The 20,109-nt window shown below is 63.3% G+C and carries 17 protein-coding genes; 8 read left to right on the top strand and 9 right to left on the bottom strand.

The features are described from left to right. Window positions 1–4 precede the first annotated feature (4 nt). The 9 genes from X773_RS50640 to X773_RS50600 all read right to left on the bottom strand — a co-directional run bounded on the left by X773_RS50640 (window position 5) and on the right by X773_RS50600 (window position 10,611). Window positions 5–1,084, bottom strand: a complete 1,080-nt coding sequence (locus X773_RS50640; protein WP_023676037.1) for an AAA family ATPase — start codon at window positions 1,082–1,084, stop codon at window positions 5–7. A 20-nt stretch (window positions 1,085–1,104) separates the two neighbouring features. Beyond that, window positions 1,105–2,229 carry a DUF5691 domain-containing protein gene (locus tag X773_RS50635; protein WP_245274672.1) on the bottom strand — a complete coding sequence of 375 codons (1,125 nt, stop codon included), beginning with the start codon at window positions 2,227–2,229 and terminating at the stop codon, window positions 1,105–1,107. A gap of 305 nt (window positions 2,230–2,534) precedes the next feature. After that, window positions 2,535–3,935 carry an SWIM zinc finger family protein gene (locus tag X773_RS50630; RefSeq protein WP_023676035.1) on the bottom strand — a complete coding sequence of 467 codons (1,401 nt, stop codon included), beginning with the start codon at window positions 3,933–3,935 and terminating at the stop codon, window positions 2,535–2,537. Between the two features lie 192 nt (window positions 3,936–4,127). Beyond that, window positions 4,128–5,408 carry a trehalase family glycosidase gene (locus X773_RS50625; protein ID WP_023676034.1) on the bottom strand — a complete coding sequence of 427 codons (1,281 nt, stop codon included), beginning with the start codon at window positions 5,406–5,408 and terminating at the stop codon, window positions 4,128–4,130. A gap of 32 nt (window positions 5,409–5,440) precedes the next feature. Beyond that, on the bottom strand, window positions 5,441–6,481 hold the full coding sequence (locus X773_RS50620; RefSeq protein ID WP_023676033.1) for an ABC transporter ATP-binding protein: 1,041 nt from the start codon (window positions 6,479–6,481) through the stop codon (window positions 5,441–5,443). Between the two features lie 21 nt (window positions 6,482–6,502). Beyond that, the gene (locus X773_RS50615) at window positions 6,503–7,345 is read right to left on the bottom strand and encodes a carbohydrate ABC transporter permease (RefSeq protein ID WP_023676032.1); all 843 of its coding nucleotides are present in this window, start codon (window positions 7,343–7,345) and stop codon (window positions 6,503–6,505) included. Then, a complete protein-coding gene (locus X773_RS50610) occupies window positions 7,342–8,187 on the bottom strand; it encodes a sugar ABC transporter permease (protein ID WP_023676031.1) in 846 nt (281 codons plus the stop codon). Before X773_RS50610 ends, X773_RS50615 begins: the two co-directional genes overlap by 4 nt. Before the next feature lie 75 nt (window positions 8,188–8,262). Next, window positions 8,263–9,531: an ABC transporter substrate-binding protein gene (locus X773_RS50605; RefSeq protein WP_023676030.1), complete on the bottom strand. Its 1,269-nt coding sequence runs from the start codon at window positions 9,529–9,531 to the stop codon at window positions 8,263–8,265. Between the two features lie 36 nt (window positions 9,532–9,567). Next, on the bottom strand, window positions 9,568–10,611 hold the full coding sequence (locus X773_RS50600) for a substrate-binding domain-containing protein (RefSeq protein ID WP_023676029.1): 1,044 nt from the start codon (window positions 10,609–10,611) through the stop codon (window positions 9,568–9,570). A 227-nt stretch (window positions 10,612–10,838) separates the two neighbouring features. On the opposite strand from X773_RS50600, the gene X773_RS50595 reads away from it, so the two are divergent. From X773_RS50595 to X773_RS50560, 8 genes are all read left to right on the top strand, one after another. Beyond that, window positions 10,839–11,813 carry a sugar-binding transcriptional regulator gene (locus X773_RS50595; protein ID WP_023676028.1) on the top strand — a complete coding sequence of 325 codons (975 nt, stop codon included), beginning with the start codon at window positions 10,839–10,841 and terminating at the stop codon, window positions 11,811–11,813. A gap of 44 nt (window positions 11,814–11,857) precedes the next feature. Further along, window positions 11,858–13,303, top strand: a complete 1,446-nt coding sequence (locus X773_RS50590; protein WP_023676027.1) for an extracellular solute-binding protein — start codon at window positions 11,858–11,860, stop codon at window positions 13,301–13,303. Between the two features lie 152 nt (window positions 13,304–13,455). After that, window positions 13,456–14,379, top strand: a complete 924-nt coding sequence (locus tag X773_RS50585) for a sugar ABC transporter permease (protein WP_023676026.1) — start codon at window positions 13,456–13,458, stop codon at window positions 14,377–14,379. 9 nt (window positions 14,380–14,388) lie between these two features. Then, window positions 14,389–15,246 (top strand): carbohydrate ABC transporter permease, encoded by an 858-nt coding sequence (locus tag X773_RS50580; protein WP_023676025.1) that lies wholly within the window; start codon window positions 14,389–14,391, stop codon window positions 15,244–15,246. 4 nt (window positions 15,247–15,250) lie between these two features. Further along, a complete protein-coding gene (locus X773_RS50575) occupies window positions 15,251–16,369 on the top strand; it encodes an ABC transporter ATP-binding protein (RefSeq protein ID WP_023676024.1) in 1,119 nt (372 codons plus the stop codon). Further along, a complete protein-coding gene (locus X773_RS50570; protein ID WP_023676023.1) occupies window positions 16,366–17,490 on the top strand; it encodes an ABC transporter ATP-binding protein in 1,125 nt (374 codons plus the stop codon). The genes X773_RS50575 and X773_RS50570 overlap by 4 nt, the downstream gene beginning before the upstream one ends. Then, on the top strand, window positions 17,490–19,052 hold the full coding sequence (locus X773_RS50565) for an FGGY-family carbohydrate kinase (RefSeq protein ID WP_023676022.1): 1,563 nt from the start codon (window positions 17,490–17,492) through the stop codon (window positions 19,050–19,052). The genes X773_RS50570 and X773_RS50565 overlap by 1 nt, the downstream gene beginning before the upstream one ends. 7 nt (window positions 19,053–19,059) lie before the next feature. After that, window positions 19,060–20,100 carry a 2-hydroxyacid dehydrogenase gene (locus X773_RS50560; protein ID WP_023676021.1) on the top strand — a complete coding sequence of 347 codons (1,041 nt, stop codon included), beginning with the start codon at window positions 19,060–19,062 and terminating at the stop codon, window positions 20,098–20,100. Window positions 20,101–20,109 lie beyond the last annotated feature (9 nt).

The following is a 20,109-nucleotide window of genomic DNA, read 5'->3' as shown; positions in this document are numbered from 1 at the left end:
GGCGTCAGATCGCTGCGTTCAGCGCCGCGTAATAGCCGGCATAGTCGGCCCGCTTCTTGAGCACGGTTTCCAGATATTCCTCCAGCACCACCTTGTCCTGTACCGGATCCTTCACGATCGCGCCGACAAGGCTGGCGGCGAGACCTTCGGCGCCGAGCTTGCCACTGTCGAACCACGCCGCCTGGCTGAGCCCGCCAACCATCGTGGCGATCGCTTCTGCGGTCGACAGCGAGCCGGAAGGCGTCTTCAGCGTCACCTTGCCGTCGGCAGTCGCGCCGGAGCGCAATTCGCGGAAAATGGTCAGCACACGGGCGATCTCCTCGCCGACATTTTTCGGCACCGGCAGGTCGAGTCCGCCAGCCATCTCGTCGACCCGTTTGGAGACGATCGCCACCTCTTCGGCCATGTCTTCCGGCAATGGCAGCACCACGACATTGAAGCGACGCTTGAGCGCCGAGGAGAGCTCGTTGACACCTTTGTCGCGGTTGTTTGCCGTGGCGATAATGTTGAAGCCGCGCTGGGCGTAGATCGAGGTGTTCAATTCCGGGATAGGCATCATCTTTTCGGAAAGCACGGTGATCAGCGTGTCCTGCACGTCTGAGCCCATGCGGGTCAGTTCCTCCAGCCGGCAGAGCTTGCCGTTCTGCATGGCTCGGTAGAGCGGCGTCGGCACCAACGCTTCCTGGCTCGGGCCCTTTGCCAGTAGCTGCGCATAGTTCCAGCCATAGCGGATCTGGTTCTCGTCGGTGCCGGCCGTGCACTGCACGATCAGCGTCGAGTCGCCCATGATGGCGGCGGCAAGATGTTCAGACACCCAGGACTTGGCGGTTCCGGGAACGCCGAGCAGCAAGAGTGCACGGTCGGTGGCGAGCGTCGCTACCGCGGTTTCCATCAACCGGCGGCGACCGACATATTTTGGCGTTACCAAGGTGCCGTCACCGGCCTTCCCGCCTAGCAAATAGGTCAGCACAGCCTGTGGCGACAGGCTCCAGCCGGCAGGCCTCTGCCGGTCGTCATCGCGCGCCAGCGCCTGCAATTCCGAAGCGTAGGCCTGCTCGACCGGGAGGCGGATGGCTGCGTTCATTTTGCTGTTCTCCGGATTGGTCATGTGTTGCTTCCAGGCCCCGCCAGTGATGCATTGAGACGTAGAAGCCCGAGTGAAGGAGCCGCGGGCGGCACGCCCGCCGCGACCATGTCGTCGATCAATTTCGCTGCCGTGGTCGCGGTGGCAAGGAAGCCGATCGTCTCCAGTACATCGTCGAGACCCCGCCGCGCGGCGTCGTCTTTTCCGCCGGCGGCGGAACGCAGTGCGGCGAGCGCCTGTCCATTCGTCAGGTCGTCCCATTCCAGCCAGTCGACATCGATGCCTTCCGCCAGGTTGATCATGCCAAGATAAGTTGTCTCCTTGAGGATCAGCCTGATGAGGACACGCTTTCTGCGGCTGTCCAGGCGCGGCATGAGGTGAAGCACGAACAGCGCCGGTTTGCCGCCTTCGGCGATAAGCGTATCCGCCATCTGCGTAAGGGCGGCTTCGCTCCCTGAGGCGGCGACCATTCGTGCGATCAGGATGTCGGCTTTATTGTCGGCACCAAATTGCCAGCCTCCTATGAATTCGGCTTCCGTAGTGTTGAACCGTTCGGTAACGTCGACGAGGTTGCATATCTCGAACAGTTCGGCGCGGCGTTGCTCCTGCACTTGGGATTTTAGTTTTGCTGGAGTGTAGATCGTCCGGCGGCGGATGAAGCCCGATCTGCCTTCAGTGATAAAGGCGGCGAGTTCGGCTACGGGATCGTCCGGTCCACCGTCGCTCGGGCGAACGTGCTCTCCTAATCTTGCCAGCAGCCGGCCAGCCAGTTCGCGCACCTTGCCGGACCTGTCGGCGGAAAGGCTTTTCAGGAAAGGCACGTCCTCGGCACTCAGGCCGAAGCGCATAAGCTCGACCAGCGCAAGCCTGACTTCCGCCGGTTCGCCCGACGCCTTGGCTTCGATCAACATTCGAGCCGATGTCGGGTCGGTACGGCGCATATCGGCAAGGACCAAGCGTCGCGCGGCGGGATAGAACTCATCCCAGTTTTCCGCAGTCAGTTTCTCTTGTGGGGCAAGCCTTTCCCCGTTCATGCTTGCTTGCCAGTCTACCCATGGTGCGTAGACGTCCGGGCTGTTCTGATCCGAGGGCATCCAGTCCATGGGATGGAGCACAAAGCCGCGGCTGGCGACGAGCGCCGCCACGCGTGCCTTTCGCCTCGCGTCGGCGGCGTGCTTCAGAGCGGCTCTCAACAACGGCCGAAATCGTGCCGGCAGAATGGGCAGGGCAAGTCTGGGCAGCGGCGGACGACGCTTGAGTGTCGTCGGCGCGGCCGGCCGCAGCGCGACGTCGAGCGCTTGTGCTGCGATTGCCAGGAGCCGGCGCTCCTGTTCGTCGGGACTTGCACCGCCGGCGATTGCCTTCCATCCGGCCGGAGCCAGATCGAACGTAGCACCGCCGGTGATCCAGCAATCGCGCATTGCCGCCAGGCCTGTTTGCTCGCTTTCGTTCACGCCAGATCAAGCCTCCCGAACTCGCTTTGCGCCGCCAGAAGCTCAAGCCGGGCGCCGTTCCAGAGCGCTGCCGTGGCTGCAAGGTCGAGGCCGAGCAAGGTTTGATCTACCGCGCCGGCGATCGGCAAGGCGATCCCCTGCGGTTCATCCTCCGCCTGCCACCATGCCGTGCCCCGATCGTCGAGCAGGATAGCACCGGGCGGCAGCATGAGGGGACAATCGGCGATCCAGGGCGCGGCGTCCTGATGGGAAGCATGCGTGGCGAGCGGATCCTTCGCGGTGCCAAAAGCAAAATCGGGCCACGCGCCGGGCACAACCTCCCCCATGCGCTCCACCACGAGGGCGCGGAGCGGCAGGCGTGATGGATAAAACACCAGTCGGGCATTGAAACGGTCGCCTGGTGCAAAAGCGTTGGACCGGCGCCCGGCCGAAGCCGGGAAAAAGTCGAGCAGCACGGCAAATTGCGGGGTGGCGCTTTTCAAATCGAGCAGCCAGGTCGAATGGCTGACCAGACCATCGCGGCGGCTCTCGATCTTCTCGCCGAGAACTTCCCAGAGGCTTTCAACCTGTCTTGCATCCGGACTGCTGAGAACCTGTTCGCGGGGTTCCGACGTTGATACGAGGCGCTTCAGCTCGGGGTCGTCGGGCTCCGACCGCCACGCCTTGGCCAGCAGCACGAGCTTGCCGAGCTCGCGGATTGCCGCATCAGACCGTTCCTCGCTGCGCAGCGCCATCAGCCGCGACGGAATCTCGTCGATACGGCCGGCGAGCGCGGCTGCCTTCATATCGACCAGCCGCGCAGCAATCCGCCGGCAACGGTCGCTGCTGGCGTCGACAAACCCGGACAGACCGAGCCGTAACTGGTCGGCAATCCACTGGTCAAGCTCATCGAGCCCAGCCGACACTGCTTCTCGTGTGCTTTCCGCCCGCTTGCGCTGCGCCGCCTCGCGACGCTCCAGCGCCGCGATGTCTTCAATGGCGGTGCTCTCGTCGGCTTGTGAGGCTTCGCCGATGCGCTTGGCTTCCGCACCGGGTACCGGTTGCGCCGGCTGTGGCGTTGTCTTCCTGCGTCGGCCAAGCCAGTCATTCACCCATTCCGGCGTGGTATTGGCAGCGGCAAAACTGGCTGGCGCGGTGGCGGCAATCCACATCAGGGCCAGAGTGTGCTTGCATGGGAATTTGCGCGAAGGGCAGGTGCATTTGTAGCCGTGATCACCCGTGTCGACCACCACTCGATAAGGATTGGAGCCGGAGCCCTGGCATTCGCCCCAGATGAGCGCCTGCTGCTCATGCTTTTCGAGCCGCGGCCAGTTCGTTCGTTTGGTGAGCTTGGAGGCGGCGCTCAGCGACGCCTGATCGGGAGCAAGCGCCTCAATGGTTTTCAGATCGAATTCCAAGCCGCGCTTCTCCCCGCCCCGACGCAGTATAGATAGCGGTTTGTGAAGAATTACTATAGCTCTGGCATGGTGAAGATTGGCATGCCTTGGCCCTGTTTTGATGGGCCGGGACATGCCTCAGACGCAAATGGGGTCGACTGTTATTCGGCAGACAGAACGGGCTTTGGTAGCCGGCGGCCTAGGCGGAAGCGTTCAGGCTCTGCCCTTCAGGAACTCGATCACCATTGCCGCGGTCCAGGTGAAGCGATTGCCGCCGAGCGGCTCGCCGCTGAGGGGATCGTAATATTCGGCAAAACCGCTCTCGGCGATCAGCTCGAGACTGGATTGCGTGATCCGTTGTGCGATTTGGCTGTGGCCGGCGGCGGCAAGGCCGTCGGCGATCATGTAGTTGACCACCAGCCAGACCGGGCCGCGCCAGTAGCGCTTTGGGTCGAAGCGCCCATCCTCAGGATCGTGCGACGGGACGATGTAACGCGCTTTGCCGGCGATGCGCTCGATCGTTGCAGCGATGGTCGCTGCCCGGCTTTCCGGGATGGCCGAAAATACCGACAGAATGCCGCCGACCGACGCGCTGTCAACATGCTTTCCGGCCACTCGGTCGAAACAAATGTACTGGCCATGCGCGTCGCTCCACAGCCGTTCCATTGCCGAAAGCCCCTTTTCGGCACGGGCGCGATTGGCTTCTGCGATTTCGGTTTCGCCAAGTGCCTCGGCGAGATCGGCAAGGTCGGCGGCGGAACGGATCAGGATGGCGTTGAAGCCGGGATCGACGACCTGGAATGGCGAGGCATCGTGCAGCCGGGCATTATCCCAGCCAAGCCCGCGGAAATGCTGCAACAGCCAGACATAGCGGTCATACTGTGCCTTGGTTGGACGATGCGCCGGATCGGCGTGCAGGATGTCGCGGCGGGTGTAGGGCTCGACGCCTTCGGTCGGCACGCGCTCGAACGCCTCGTCCCAGTCGATCGAGTTGTCGCGGCCGGACTCCCATGGGTGGATTATGGCGACCAGCCCTTCGCCGTCCGGGTCGCGATTTTCGTAGAACCAGCGGTGCCAGGCATCGATTTTCGGCAACAGCGCGCGGGCGCGATCGGCCGCCAGGGCCTTGTCCTTGGCCTGGTCGAACAAGCGGCGCACGGCAAAGCCGGCGACCGCCGGCTGGGTGATGCCGGAGGTGGCAGTCGGGCGGTTGGTTCGCCAGACCTCCGGCCCGGGGAAATAGCCGTCGCTCCAGACATGGAAGACGATGTGCGGCACCATGCCGTCTGGCCATTGGTGGGCGAACAGCGTGTCGATCTCGGTCCAGGCGCGCGCCTCGTCATAGTGGGCAAGGCCGAGCGCGGTCAGGCAGGAATCCCAGTTCCACTGAAACGGGTAGAGCCCCTTGGTCGGTATGGTATAGGTGCCTTGGTCATTTTCCCTGAGCACCTCGACGGCGCGGGCGATGGTTTCGTCGACAGCAAGAGATATCATCGGGGCGTTCGTACTTTCAGAATCGAAGGGGATCAAAGGGCGTTGGTGGTTTCGGGATCGAACCAGCGGACGCGATCGGGTTTGGGCGAAAGCCGCAAGTGATCGCCGACGGCGACCGTGGCATTCGATTCGAGGATGGCGCGGAACAGGCCGCCCTCGACGTCGCAGGTGACCAGCGTGTGCGGTCCGAGCGGCTCGACAACGCGCACGGTGGCGTTAATACCTTCGTTGCCGGCGTCCACATCCTCGGGGCGAATGGCGAATTCTATCGTCTGCTTGTCCGATTTGGGGCCGGGCAGCGTCAGCCCGGCGACGGTCCAACTGCCGTCGGCCGTCTTCGTCGCCGGGATGAAATTCATCGGCGGGTTGCCGATGAAGGAGCCGACGAAGCGGGCCGCCGGATTGCGGTAGACCTCTACCGGCGAGGCGGCCTGGACGATACGGCCCTGATGCATGACGGCGATGCGGTCGGCGAGGCTCATCGCCTCGACCTGGTCGTGGGTAACGTAGATGGTGGTGGTCTTGGACGCCGCGAGCACACCTTTGAGCTCGGCGCGCATTTCGAGCCGCAGCAGCGCGTCTAGGTTGGACAGCGGCTCGTCCATCAAGATCACGTCAGGCTCCATCGCCAGGGCCCGGGCCACAGCCACGCGTTGGCGCTGACCGCCGGAAAGCTGGCCCGAATAGCGCTTCAAAAGCTGTTCGATATGCATGAGCTCGGCGGTGCGGTTGACGCGCCCGTCGACCTCCTGCTGCGGCAGCTTCTTCATGCGCAGGCCGAAGGCGATATTCTCGAATACCGTCAGGTGCGGAAACACGGCGTAATTCTGGAACACCATAGCGATGCCGCGTTCGCGCGGCGGCAGATGGTCGACGCGACGGCCGCCGATCCAGACCTCGCCCTGGCTTGGCGTTTCCAGCCCGGCGACGATCCTCAGCAGCGTGGTCTTGCCGCAACCCGAGGCGCCAAGCAGCACCATGAATTCCTGGTCGGCGATGGTCAGGTCGATCGAATGCAGCGCTGTGAAGCCGCCGAAACGTTTTGCCACCTGCTTGATGACGATCTCAGCCATCGGCGTTCTCTTTTGTGCGCGTCATCGGTTGGCGATCCCCCACATGGCGAACAGATATTTGCGAACGGCGAAGATGAAGATCAGCGCCGGAATGACCAGTGCCGCGCCACCGGCAAATTTGAGGTAGAGCGGCGATTCGCCGAGGCTCTGCAACAGGAAGGCAGTCAGCGTCCGGTTCTCTATGGTGAGCACTGCGGCAGCAAACACCTCGTTCCAGGAGATGGTGAAGGCAAACACCGCCGACGCCGCGATGCCCGGCAGCGCCAGCGGCAGAATGACTTTTCGGAATGCCTGCAATCTCGTGCAGCCGAGCGTCCAGGCCGCCTCCTCCAGCTCGACGGGAATGCCGGAGAACAGCGAGAAGGTGATCAGCACCGCAAACGGCAGCGCCAGCGTGGTGTGGACCAGCGCCAGCCCGATCGCGGTGTCGTCGAGGCCGGTGCGGATGAACATCACCGCCAGCGGCAGCGCCAGCAGCGGCAGCGGGAAGGCGCGGGTCATCAGCACAAGGAAACGGAACGTTTCCTTGCCCGGGAATTCGAAGCGCGACAGCGCGTAGCCCGCGGGTGCGCCGAAGCCGATCGAGAGGAGCATCGTCAGCGTGGCGACGAGAACGGAGTTCCACAGCGCCTTGGCGACGCCGGCGAAATTGATGAAGAAAGAAAGGCTGCCGAAATCGAATGACGGGAAGAAGCGCTTGGGAAAGGCGGTCACCTCTTCCGGCGACGACAGCGCGTTGACGATCAACAGATAGATCGGCAGCAGCACCCAGACGCAAAGCAGGATGACCGTTGCGACCAGCAACCAGTTGCCGGCTTTGCGGGCCTCAGGCGCGGCGATCGAGAGCTCCGCGACAGTGCTCATATGCGAGTCTCCTTCGGCACACGCAGCACCCGCAGGAAGAACAGCGTGAAGCCGATCGAGATGGCGAGGATGAACAGCGCCATGGCGGCGGCGACATTGTGGTCCTGCAGCGTGAACTGCCAATTGTAGGTCTCGCCCATCAGCACCGGCAGATTGGTGCCGCCGAGTGCTGCAACCACGGCAAAGACCTCAAAGGCAAGGATGACGCGCAGGATGATCGAGGTCTGCAGGCTTGGGCGCAGCAGAGGCAGCGTGATCTTGATGAAGCGCTTCCACGGGCTAGCGCCAAAGACCTCCGCCGCCTCGTAGTATTCCCGGGGGATCAGCCCCATGCCGGCGACCAGAATGACCATCATGATGGCGGTCGCGCGCCAGATCTCAGCCAGCGCCACGGCGATGAAGATCGTCAGCTTGCTCTGGTAGCCGAGGAACATAACCGGCCTGTCGATGACGCCGAGATTGGAGAGCAAGGTGTTCAGGAAGCCGGACTGGTCGAAGATGGCGAGCCAGATCAGCCCGGCGGCGAGATCGGAGATGCCGAGCGGAATAGCGAAGATGTAAAGCGCAGCGCTGCGCCCGGTTTCAAGCCGCGACACCACCGTTGCCATCAGCAGCGCCATCACCAGTTGGATCGGCACGACGATGGCGCTCAGCAGCAGCGTATTGCGGACAGTGACCGGAAACTTCCAGCTGCCCGCCATGGTGCGGAAATTGTCGAGCGTAAAGCCGCCGTCGCGGGTGAACGCCTCGAAGGCGACCAACACGAACGGGTAGAGGAAAAAGACACAGAGGAACAGCGTCGCCGGCGTCAGCAGCAGATAGGGCAGGGCCTTGCTGTGCATGGAGCGCTCTCTATTCGAAGCTTCAAAAGGGGTGGGCGCCCGGCGCGCTGGAAATCCGGACGCCCGGGAGGATTCTTAATCGACCGGGCAGGCGCCTTGCGAGGGCTTGTCGGGCGCCCAGCATGGCGCCTTCGCCTGGTCGATGATCGCCTTCAGCGCCGTCGCCTGTTCGTCGAGCACGCCGTGCACATCGTCGCCGCCGAGCACGATGCGCTCGAAGCTGTCGGTGTAGACCTGGTTGAACTTGCCGCCGAGGCCGCCAAGTCCCATCGGCAGCAGCGCCGGCAACGCATCGGGAGCTCCGGTCATGGTGGCGATCACTGGGCTGAAGGCCTTCACCGAGGCCGGCATGTCGTCGGGCAGCTTGACGTCGACGATGGGGAAGAAGTTTGTCGCCTTCACCGTCGCGATCTGGGTTTCCGGTTTCAGCATATAGGCGACCAGCGCCTTGGCCTTGTCCATGTCAGGCGAGGTCTTCGGGATAGCGACACCGGCCACCACCGGCATGTAGCCGCGGCCTGCCGGGCCAGCCGGCGCCGGGAAGGCGACAAACTCGTCGGGTTTCTGGTTGAAGGCGTCGGCGAGGCGCGCCACGTGATCGAATGCCACCCAGACTTCGCCGGTCAGCAGCGGCTCCTGCATGAAGGCATAGTTGGTCGAATTCGGGTTGGTGTATTGCCACAATTCCTTGAACTTATTCCACGCCGTCTCGGCCTCCGCCGAGCGGAATTTCGTCACCATCGAGCCGGTATACGATGGAAGGAGAAAACCCTCGAAGAAACGGTGCTTCAGCCCTTTCGGGCCGGCCGGAAAACCGAATTTGGGCGAACCGGTCTTTTCAGCGATGTTTTTCGCCCACTTGATCAGTTGGTCATAAGTGATGGTGTTGAGATCGGTGCCGGCCGGCAGATATTGCAGCGCCTGTTTGTTGGCCGCCATCAGAAAGGTGGCCTGCATCCATGGCAGGTACTTCTGCTCGCCGGTGCCGAGCATGCCGAGCTTCTTGTAGGTCTCGTTGACCTTGACGCCACCGAGATCGACGCCAGAGAGATCGACAAGGTTCGCGCCGACGGTGGAGAAGTCTCCGTGCAGGCCGCCGAGCACGCCTATGGTGCCGGAGCCGGCCTGCAGTTCGGCCTGAAGGCGGGTGAGCCAGGGCCCGTCCTCGGCGACCTGATAGTCGACCTGGCCGTCAAACCCCTTCAGCACTTCGCTGCGCATCTTCTGTGTCTCTTCCACTGGTCGCGCCTGTGTCGACCAGAACAACACCTGCTGGGCTTGTGCTGCGCCGGCAGCAAGCGACAACGCCAGCACCGCACCTGCCAATGTCCTCAACGCATTCATCGTCGTCTTCCTCCCTGGTTGTGCGCCGCTAAGGCGTCAGTTCCGTCCTGTGGGTGCCGGGCCATGGCTTGCCCGCGAGACAAGTGTCGGCCGGACCAGCCGCGTCAGTGGCGAGTCCGGCCTGTCGCCGATGACGGTCAGCAGCATCTCGCCGATCTCGCGCGCGCACCGGCGGATCGAGGCGTCGAAAGTGGTCAGCCCCGGCGGCGCATAGGCGGAGGCGGCTATGTTGTCGAAGCCGATCACCGAAAGGTCGCGAGGAATGGCAAGTCCGGCGCGCCCCGCCTCTTCCATCACAGTCAGCGCCAGCTCGTCGAACAGCGCGACAATCGCCGTCGGCCGCTCGGTGGCGTGCAGAAGCCGGTTGATTGCCTGGATGCGGGCACCGCGATCGAAACGCGGCGCCGTCGCCACATCGAGCCTGACGGACGGATCGCCCCGGCGGGCGATCGCGGCGGCGAGCCCGTCCTGTCTGAGATGGCGAAATGTCATCGGCTCGGAAATCGTCACCAGGCCGAAATGGCGGTGTCCGAGATCGTAGAGCATGTCGAAGGCCTCGCCGAATGCGTGCGCGCCATCGGTATCGAGCCAATGGTAGGCAAAGTCGCCGTCGAGCAGCCGGCCATGCGCGACGAACGGGAAATTGCGGTGACGCAGATAGGCAAGCCGCTCGTCGACCTCGGCGATGCGGGTGACGACGACCCCATCGGCGCGTCCGGATTCGACGACATGGCGAAGCACGGAAAGTTCCGACTGGCCCTGCGCCGCTGCGGCCAGGATCAGGTCGGAGCCGTGCGAAACCAACCCTTCGCCGAGCCCGGTGACGAATTCGCCGAGGAAGGAATCGACCAGATTGGGGCCGCGGATCGGAAGCACCATGCCGACAAAGCCGCTGCGGCCGGAGACCAGCGTGCGGGCTGCGGTGTTCGGCACATAGCCGGCCTGATGCGCAGCCTCGGTGACACGTTGGCGCGTTTTCAAGGCGATCTGCTCGTGGCCGGCAAGGGCGCGCGAAACGGTCGTGATCGACAGGCCGAGCTGCGCAGCAAGTTCCTTGAGGGTCGTAACGCGGGCCGGCATCGTTCCTCCCGAACGAAGTTTGAAACGTTTGTAATCAGTTCAAGCGAAATTGCAAACGTTTTAAATGGCGCGCGGTCGGTGTTGTTTCTTGCCCGTTGGTTAGCGCGGCCCTATTCGGCCCCGGCCGGCAAGCTCCTGGCCGGAGATTTAAACGCAGCGGTTGCTTGACTCGGGCGACGCCTTGTGAAAAATTTTGCAGCAACTGATAAAAATATCAAAGGGCGGAAATGGTTGGTTTTGGCAACGGCCTGCTGCGCGACGATGAGACCGGAATGGCAGCCCGTGCCGCCTGGCTTCACTATGCCGGCGGCCTGACCCAATCGGAGGTCGCCAAACGGCTTGGCCTGACCAGTCTCAAGGCGCATCGCCTGATCACCAAGGCCAATCAGGAAGGCCTGGTCAAAGTCTACATCGACGGCGAAGTCTCAGAATGCGTGGAGCTTGAGGATGAGTTGTCCGGCCGGTACGGCCTCGACTACTGCGAGGTGGTTCCGGACTTCGATGCCGAAGACCTGCCGCTCAAGGCGCTCGGCATTGCTGGCGCGCAGTTTCTCAAGCGCGAGATCGAACGCGGCGAAGAGGCGCTGATCGGCGTCGGCCACGGCCGCACGCTTGCCGCCTGCGTGGAATATCTGCCGCGCATATCGGCCGGCAGGATCCGTTTCGTCTCGCTGCTTGGCGGCCTGACGCGCAAGTTCTCGGCCAACCCGCATGACGTCATCCACCGCGTCGCCGAGCGGACTGGTGCGGAGGCCTATGTGATGCCCGTACCGATGTTCGCCAACACGGTCGAGGATCGAACAGTGTTGCTCGGGCAGAAAGGCGTCAGCGATGTCTTCGACCTCGCCAAGTCCGCCGACTTGCTCATCGCCGGCATCGGCACCGCCGAACGTGAGGCCTCGCTTGTCGCCACCGGTATGATCGAGAAGGGCGAGATGGAGGAGATCCGCCGCAACGGCGGTGTCGGCGAACTGCTCGGCCATTTCTTCGACGATGCCGGAAAGGCCGTTGCGACGACGCTTTCCGACCGGGCGCTGGCACTGGCGCGCGAAGACATCAGCAACCGCAGGATTGTCGCCGTCGCCGGCGGCAAGGTGAAGGTTCGCGCCATCAAGTCAGTGCTGGAGGGCCGTTATCTCAAAGGCTTGATAACCGACGAGCGGACGGCGCGATCGCTCGTGGAACAGACGCCGGTCGGGTAGCCGGGAACCATTTCGTTGAAACTACCCTGTGGAGGAGAAGAGAAATGCATGAGAAAGAGAAAGACCTCATCGACGCATTCCTGCGTGGACAAGTCGACCGCCGTGGGCTGATCAAGGGCCTCGGTGCAATGGGCCTTGCCGCCAGCACCGCCGGCACACTGCTCAATTTCGGGCAGACCCGCGCCCTGGCGGCTGATTTCGACTGGCAGGCGCATAAGGGCAAAACCATCAAGCTGTTGCTCAACAAGCATCCTTACGCCGATGCGATGATCGCCAACCTCGACAATTTCAAGAAGCTGACCGGCATGGAAGTCGTCTATGACGTATTCCCGGAAGACGTCTATTTCGACAAGGTTACCGCCGCGCTGTCGGCCAGCTCGCCCGAATACGATGCCTTCATGACCGGCGCCTACATGACCTGGACCTACGGCCCGGCCGGCTGGATCACCGACCTCAACGAATGGATCAAGGATCCGGCCAAGACCAACCCGAAATATGCCTGGGACGACTTCCTGCCAGGCGTCAAGAACTCCTGCGCCTGGAACGGCCAGCCGGGCGGCGCGCTCGGTTCGGCGGACGCCAAGCAATGGTGCATTCCGTGGGGCTTCGAGCAGAACAATATCACCTACAACAAGGGCATGTTCGACAAGGTCGGCGTCAGCGTTCCCGGCAATATGGATGAGATGGTCGCTACGGCGGCGAAGCTCACCAAGGACGTCGGCGGTGGCGTCTACGGCATCGGCGTGCGCGGCTCGCGCTCCTGGGCAACGATCCACCCGGGCTTCCTGTCGGCCTACGCCAATTTCGACCAGAAGGACCTGAACGTCTCGGCTGACGGCAAGCTGTCGGCCGCGATGAACACCGCCGAATCCAAGGCTTTCCACAAGCAGTGGGTCCAGATGATCCAGGAGAGCGGCCCGAAGGACTGGTCGACCTACACCTGGTACCAGGTCGGCACCGATCTCGGTGCAGGTGCTTCGGCGATGATTTACGACGCCGACATCCTTGGCTACTTCATGAATGGCGGCGACAACAAGATGGCCGGCAAGCTCGCCTTTTCGGCATTCAAGGCCAATCCTGCCGCCAAGGCGCCGACGCCCAATATCTGGATCTGGTCGCTGTCGATGTCCAACTTCTCCAAGGACAAGGACGCAACCTGGTACTTCATGCAATGGGCATCCGGACCCGAGCATGCATTGTTCGGTGCGACCAAGATGGACTTCGTCAATCCGGTTCGTCAGTCGGTCTGGAACGACGAGATGTTCCGCGAGAAGCTGAACAAGAGCTATCCGGGTTATGTCGAGATGTTCGACGTCTCGGCGCCGGGCGCCAGCATCAAGTTCACCCCGCAGCCGCTGTTCTTCGATCTCACCACCGAATGGGCGGCGACGCTGCAGAAGATGGTGGCCAAGGAAGTGCCGGTCGACGAGGGCCTCGACAAGCTGGCCGAGAGCATCAACAGCCAGCTCAAGGAAGCCGGGCTCGGCTAAGCCGCGGCCAAGGCTGACCCGTCCGCGGGCCAGCCTTTGAGATGTGATACGTTTGCGACGCGGTCCCGAAAGGTGCCGCCTGCTCGCCCGACCGGCCGCCTTGCTCCCTTGGGCGGCCGGGACGGCGAAGCAACAGGATGACGGAGCAGCCGATGACTGCGGCGACAATACAAAGAAACAGGCCGTCGGGCTTCAGGATCAGCAAGCGGGTGCTGCCCTATCTCCTCAGCCTGCCGGCCCTGCTGGTCTGCATCGGCATCCTGATCCCGTTCCTGACGTCGGTGGTCTATTCGTTCCAGCGCTACCGGTTGAGCCAACCCTGGGCGCGGCAGTTCAACTGGGGCGACAACTATATCTCTTTCTTCACCGATCCGAAGTTCTGGAACACGTTGCAGGTGTCGCTGCTCTACGCCGGCATCACCGTCGTGCTCGAGCTGCTTCTCGGTCTCGGCATCGCCATGCTGCTGCAGAAGCGCTCGACGCTGAACAACTTCATCTCGATCATGCTGCTGATGCCGCTGATGACGGCGCCGGCGCTCGCCGCGCTGATGTGGAAGCTGATGACCAATCCCGGTTTCGGCGTGCTCAGCTATCTCGCCAGCCTGATCGGGTTGCAGGATTTCCGCTGGGCCTCGTCTCCGTCGACGGCGCTGCTCACCGTCGTGCTCGTCGACATTTGGGTCTACACGCCCTTCATCATGATCCTGCTGCTTGCAGGCCTGCGCAGCCTGCCGACGCAGCCCTTCGAGGCGGCAGCACTCGACGGCGTGCCACGCAGCTTCGTCTTCTTCCGCATCACACTGCCGATGCTGACCCCCTACATCCTGACGGCGACCCTGTTCCGCCTGCTTGATTCCATCCAGCAGTTCGACATCATCTACGCCATGACGCAGGGCGGTCCGGGCGACACGCTGACCGTGTTCCAGGTCGAGGCCTATCTCAATTTCTTCCAGTCGACCAATGTCGGCCGCTCGGCGGCACTGATGATCATCCTGTGGGCGATCACCTATTTCCTCTCGAACATTTTCATCAAGAACTGGCTGCGGCTGCGCGAACGCGCCCGCGGCCAGGCATAGGAGGCTGGCGTGGAACACACCTCGCTTCTCGAACGCATCCTGCGCGGCATTGCCCTGGCGCTGGTCGTGATCTTCTTCATGTTCCCGATCGTCTGGATCCTGATGATGTCGTTCCAGACCAACGAGACAATCCTGCGGATTCCGCCGCAGCTTGTCTTCGAGCCGACGCTCGCCAACTACACTGCCTTGATCACCGGCAAGCTGATGACGGCGGCCGGCACGCTCGATATCGCCTTCATGCGCAACCTCTGGAATTCCGTCTTCCTGTCGGTCACCTCGGTTGCCGTCGCGTTGCTGCTCGGCGTTCCGGCGGCCTACGCCTTTGCGCGGCACAAATTCCGCGGCTCGGAGGACATTGCCTTTACGCTGCTGTCGTTCCGGTTTGCGCCGGCGCTGCTGGTGCTCCTGCCGCTCACCCTCTATTTCCAGAAGCTCGGGCTGGCCAACACCTATATCGGGCTGATCTGGGTCTATCAGCTGATCTGCCTGCCGTTGATCCTGTGGATCGTGCGCGGCTATTTCGAGGACATTCCCGCCGACATCGAATACGCCTACCGCATTGCCGGACATTCCTGGTTTGCCACCTTCCGCAAGATCGCGCTGCCGCTCGCCGGCCCAGGCATTGCCGCTGCCGGTCTGCTCGCCTTCATCTTTGCCTGGAACAATTTCGTTTTTGCGCTGGTGCTCGCCTCGGCCGACAAGCAGCCGGTGACGGTCGGCGCGCTCGCCTTCATCACCTCCTCGGGCATCCAGTACGGCCAGATCTCGGCGGCGATCGTGCTGTCGATCACGCCAACGCTGGCGCTCGCGCTCTATGCGCAACGCTATCTCGTCGAAGGCCTGTCGCTTGGCGCGGTGAAAGGATAGTCCGATGGCAAGCCTCGAACTGCGAAACATCGTCAAGCGCTATAAAAGCCAGACTGTTCTCGACAATCTGTCGCTGACCGTCGCCGACGGCGAAACGCTGGTCCTGTTCGGGCCGTCCGGCGCCGGCAAGACCGTGCTGCTGCGGCTGGTGGCCGGCGTCATCGACCCCGACGAGGGAAAGATACTCATCGGCGGCGAGGACATGACCGATCTCGACGCCGAGTTCCGCGGCGTCGGCATGGCATTTCAGAACTTCGCGCTGTTCCCGCATATGACGGCGTTCGATAACATTGCGACGCCGCTGCAGGCGAAGCACTCATCGCAAGGCACGATAAAGACCGGCGTCGAGAGCGTCGCCAAGCTGTTGAAAATCGGCCATGTGCTCAGCCACAAGCCACGGGCGCTGTCCAACGGCCAGAAGCAACGCACCGCACTTGCCCGCGCCCTGGTCGGCTCGCCGCCGCTGCTGCTGCTCGATGATCCCTTGCGCAACGTCGATGCCAAATTGCGCTTCGAAATGCGGCTGGAATTGCCAAGACTGCTGGCGGATCGTGGCGCGACCGTCATCTATGTCACCCAGGACTACAAGGAAGCGATGGCGCTCGGCGACCGCATCGCGGTGATGTCGCAGGGCGTCGTCAAACAGCTCGGCACGCCCGAGCAGATCTATCGCGAGCCGGCCAACGTCGAGATTGCCCGGCTGTTCGGCGACCCGACCATCAACCTTCTGGACGTCAAGCCGGCGCGGGACGCCAAGGGCATCTATGTCGGCCTGTCCAACGTCCAGGTCCATCTTGCCGGCGCGCATGAGGCGGCGGTCGGCCGCGACTGCGTGATCGGGCTGCGGCCGGAGGCGCTGGCGTTTGTCGATGAACGCACGCCCGGCGCCATCCCGGTGACGGTCGAGGCCGAGACGCCGCTCAACGAGAAGATCGTCACGCTGGTGCGCACCGTGCGCGGCCGTGAAATCCTGGTTTCGCGTCCGTCCGGGACACCGGGCCAATCCGAGGGCAAGGTCTACATCGCCGTCGACAGCAAAAGCGCCCTGCTGTTCGATCGCACAAGCGGCGAGCGCATCGGCTCGAAAAACGTCGTCAATTTGCGCAGTGGAGAAGCGGCATGAGCCCGAGCGCAATCACCGTTTCGGGCGTCGACAAGTTCTACGGCCCGATTGATCGCGGCGTGCACGCCGTCAAGAACCTGACGATGGAAATCGCCAAGGGCGAGATCGTGGCGCTGCTCGGCTCGTCCGGCTGCGGCAAGACGTCGACGTTGCGCATGATCGCAGGCTTCGAAGAGGTCTCGCGCGGTAGCATCTCGGTTGCCGGCCGCAAAGTGCACATGCTGCCTCCGGTCAAGCGCAACGTCGCGATGGCCTTCGAGGGCTATTCGCTCTATCCGCCGCTGACCGTGCGCGAGAACATGGCCTTCGCCCTCAAGGCTGCCAGGCTGGCGAAGAGTGCGGTCGATGCAAAGGTTGCCAATATCGCCAAGTTGCTTGAGATCGAGGACATTCTCGAGCGCTATCCGAGCTCGATCTCCGGTGGCCAGCAGCAGCGCGCCAGCCTCGGCCGGGCGCTGATCCGCGAGGCCGACCTGCATCTGCTGGACGAGCCGATGGGCCAGCTCGAGCCGCAGCTTCGCGCCGTGCTGCGCGGCCGCATCAAGCATTTCATCAAGGAGCGCGGCCTGACCGCGATCCTGGTCACCCACGACCAGACCGAGGCCAATGCGCTGGCCGACCGCATCGCCGTCATGGAGGGCGGCGTGCTGCAGCAGTTCGATACGCCTGACAGGCTCAAGGAGCGGCCGGCAAACCTGTTCACCGGCACCTTCGTTGGCGAGCCGCCGATGAATGTCTTCGAGGCCTATGTCGGCACGGCTGCCGGCAAGATCAGTCTCAAGCTGCCCGACGGGCTTTCGCTCGACTACGACAAGGATGCGTTCAGCGGCCCGGTTCGCGACGAATTGCTCAACCGGCAGCGCGTCGTCATCGGCGTCAGGCCCTATGCGGTCCGCCGCTCGAAGGATGGTGTGCCGGCGACGGTTTCGGCCAATCAATGGCTCGGCGACCAGACCCATATCGCCGCCGATTTCGCCGGCGGTTCGCTGGTCCTGGTCGAACATGACCGAACCCGCTTGGAGCTTGGCGCGCCGATCAAGATCAGCATCGATCCGAAAAACCTTCACGTCTTCGATCAGGCGAGCGGCAATGCCATTTCGCACGGCACGGAGCTTGCTTGATGCAGGATGTGCTGATCGGCATCGACGCCGGCACGTCTGTCATAAAATCCGTCGCCTTCGACACGGCGGGCAGGCAGATCGCGTCCGCCGCGCTGCCCAATAAATACGAGACACTGCCGGGCGGCGGCGCCGAGCAGGACCTGACACGCACCTGGGCCGATACCGCGACGACCTTGCGCGAGCTTGCCGATAAGGTGCCGGATCTCGCCAGCCGGACCATTGCCATCGCCGTGACCGGGCAGGGCGACGGTACCTGGCTGATCGACAAGGATGGCGAGCCGGTTGCCAAGGGCTGGCTGTGGCTCGACGCGCGCGCTGCCGCGGTCGTCGAGGAGATCCGCGCGCGGCCGGAGGACCGGCTGCGCTTCGAAAAGACCGGCAGCGGGCTCGCTGCCTGCCAGCAGGGATCGCAGTTCGTGTTCATGAAGCGCCACATGCCCGCGATGCTTGCCAATGCAGCGACGGCGTTCCACTGCAAGGACTGGCTCTATTTCAAGTTGACCGGCCACCGCGCCACCGACCCGTCCGAGGGCACCTTCACCTTCGGCGACTTCCGCACGCGCGGCTATTGCGATGATGTGCTCGAGGTACTCGGCGTCACCGATCTCCGGCATCTGTTGCCGCCCATCGTCGATGGCACCAGGCAAAGCACCTCGCTGTCGGTGGCAGCAGCCGATGCGACTGGCCTGCTCGCCGGCACACCGGTCGTTCTGGCCTATGTCGATGTCGCCTGCACGGCGCTCGGCGCCGGCCTGTTCGATCGCGAACGCAAGCCGGGATGCTCGATCATCGGCTCCACCGGAATGCATATGCGGCTTGCCGAAACGCCGGACGAGGTTCTGCTCAACGAGGCTGCAACCGGCTACACGATGACGATGCCGGCACCCGGCGTCTTTGCGCAGATGCAGTCGAACATGGCGGCAACGCTCAATATCGACTGGGTCCTTGGCCTCGCCTCCGGCATTCTCGCCTCGCAAGGTATTACGCGGACCAATGGCGAGATGATCGCGCTGGTCGACCAGTGGATATCGTCGTCCGAGCCAGGCTCGCTGCTCTACCAGCCCTATGTCTCGGAGGCCGGCGAGCGCGGGCCGTTCGTCGATGCCAATGCCAGGGCCGGCTTCATCGGCATTTCGTCCAGGCACGGCTATGCCGACATGGTCCGCGCGGTGTTCGAGGGGCTGGCTTTCGCGGCACGCGATTGCTACGCCGCCATGGGGCCACTGCCCAAGGAAATCCGCCTGACCGGCGGAGCGGCCAGGAGCCCGGCTCTGCGCAAGATCCTGGGTGCTGCGGTCGGAGCCGACATTCGCACCAGCGAACGCGAGGAGGCCGGTGCTGCGGGCGCCGCAATGATTGCTGCGGTCTGCGTCGGCCAATACGCATCGATGGACGATTGCGTCAGCGAATGGGTCACGCCTTTGCTCCGTACGGCCGAACCCAGCGATCGGAAACTTGCCGCTGCCTATGAGGCGATGGCTCCGTCCTACACATTGGCGCATGAGGCGCTGCGGCCGGTCTGGCGCTCGATGGCCGCGTCCAGGCAAACCGACGTGAATTGAGAAGAGCATGCCCAAGAAAATTGCGATCATCGGCGACCGCTTCATGCTTCCGGAAGTGTTTCGCGAGAAAATCGAGGCGGCCTGCGGCGACAATCTCGACATCCGCAGCATTGAGACCGCTTGGCCCGACGAGCCGATGCAATTCGGCAATGCCGCGCTTGGTCTGGACAAGGTCAAGGAGTATTTCGGCGATCCCGACGAGGTGGTGGATTTCATCGGCGACGCCGAAATCTTCGTCACCCAGCTTGCGCCGCTCTCCGAAAGCATGATGCAGCGCCTGCCCACGCTCAAGCTGGTTGCGGTCTCGCGCGGCGGACCGATCAACATCGACATGGCCGCCGCCAAGGCCCACGGCATTACCGTTGTCAATGTGCCCGGCCGCAATGCCAGCGCCGTAGCCGAGTTCACCATCGGCGCCATTCTCGCCGAAACGCGGCTGATCCGCGTCGGCCACGAAGCCTTGCGCAAGGGCGAGTGGCGCGGCGATCTCTACCGCGCCGACCGTACCGGCCGCGAGCTCAACGAAATGACCGTCGGCGTCATCGGCTACGGCAATATCGGCACCAGGCTGGTACGGCTGCTGCGCGCCTTCGGCTGCCGCATCCTGGTCTGCGATCCCTATGTGCAATTGAACGCCGAGGACCGCAATGCCGGGGTCGAACTGGTTGCGCTGGACGATCTCCTATCGCGCTCCGATGTGGTCACGCTGCATTCCCGGGTCACCGAGGAGACGCGCGGCCTGATCGGCAAGGACGCCATCGCCCGGATGAAGCCCGGCGTGATCTTCGTCAATACCGCGCGCGGACCGCTGGTCGACTACGATGCGCTCTACGAGGCGCTCGTCTCGGGACACATCGGCAGTGCTATGCTGGAGACGTTCGCCGTCGAGCCAGTGCCTGCCGACTGGCCGCTGTTGCAACTGCCGAACGTGACGCTGACGCCGCATATCGCCGGCGCGTCGGTACGCACCGTGACCTACGCGGCCGAGCAGGCGGCCGAGGAAGTGCGCCGCTTCATCGCCGGTCTGCCTCCGGTCAATCCATGCTGACGACAGGGC

Source organism: Mesorhizobium sp. LSJC280B00, assembly GCF_000502835.1.
Taxonomy (GTDB): domain Bacteria; phylum Pseudomonadota; class Alphaproteobacteria; order Rhizobiales; family Rhizobiaceae; genus Mesorhizobium.
Note: the sequence above shows the minus strand (reverse complement) of the source record. Positions and strands in the feature narration are given on the sequence as shown.

Bases quoted from the DNA above. Each gene is read 5' to 3' on its own strand.
- X773_RS50640 (WP_023676037.1), bottom strand. From the start codon at position 1,084: ATGAACGCAGCCATCCGCCTCCCGGTCGAGCAGGCCTACGCTTCGGAA.
- X773_RS50625 (WP_023676034.1), bottom strand. From the start codon at position 5,408: ATGATATCTCTTGCTGTCGACGAAACCATCGCCCGCGCCGTCGAGGTG.
- X773_RS50620 (WP_023676033.1), bottom strand. From the start codon at position 6,481: ATGGCTGAGATCGTCATCAAGCAGGTGGCAAAACGTTTCGGCGGCTTC.
- X773_RS50615 (WP_023676032.1), bottom strand. From the start codon at position 7,345: ATGAGCACTGTCGCGGAGCTCTCGATCGCCGCGCCTGAGGCCCGCAAA.
- X773_RS50610 (WP_023676031.1), bottom strand. From the start codon at position 8,187: ATGCACAGCAAGGCCCTGCCCTATCTGCTGCTGACGCCGGCGACGCTG.
- X773_RS50605 (WP_023676030.1), bottom strand. From the start codon at position 9,531: ATGAATGCGTTGAGGACATTGGCAGGTGCGGTGCTGGCGTTGTCGCTT.
- X773_RS50600 (WP_023676029.1), bottom strand. From the start codon at position 10,611: ATGCCGGCCCGCGTTACGACCCTCAAGGAACTTGCTGCGCAGCTCGGC.
- X773_RS50595 (WP_023676028.1), top strand. From the start codon at position 10,839: ATGGTTGGTTTTGGCAACGGCCTGCTGCGCGACGATGAGACCGGAATG.
- X773_RS50590 (WP_023676027.1), top strand. From the start codon at position 11,858: ATGCATGAGAAAGAGAAAGACCTCATCGACGCATTCCTGCGTGGACAA.
- X773_RS50585 (WP_023676026.1), top strand. From the start codon at position 13,456: ATGACTGCGGCGACAATACAAAGAAACAGGCCGTCGGGCTTCAGGATC.
- X773_RS50575 (WP_023676024.1), top strand. From the start codon at position 15,251: ATGGCAAGCCTCGAACTGCGAAACATCGTCAAGCGCTATAAAAGCCAG.
- X773_RS50570 (WP_023676023.1), top strand. From the start codon at position 16,366: ATGAGCCCGAGCGCAATCACCGTTTCGGGCGTCGACAAGTTCTACGGC.
- X773_RS50565 (WP_023676022.1), top strand. From the start codon at position 17,490: ATGCAGGATGTGCTGATCGGCATCGACGCCGGCACGTCTGTCATAAAA.
- X773_RS50560 (WP_023676021.1), top strand. From the start codon at position 19,060: ATGCCCAAGAAAATTGCGATCATCGGCGACCGCTTCATGCTTCCGGAA.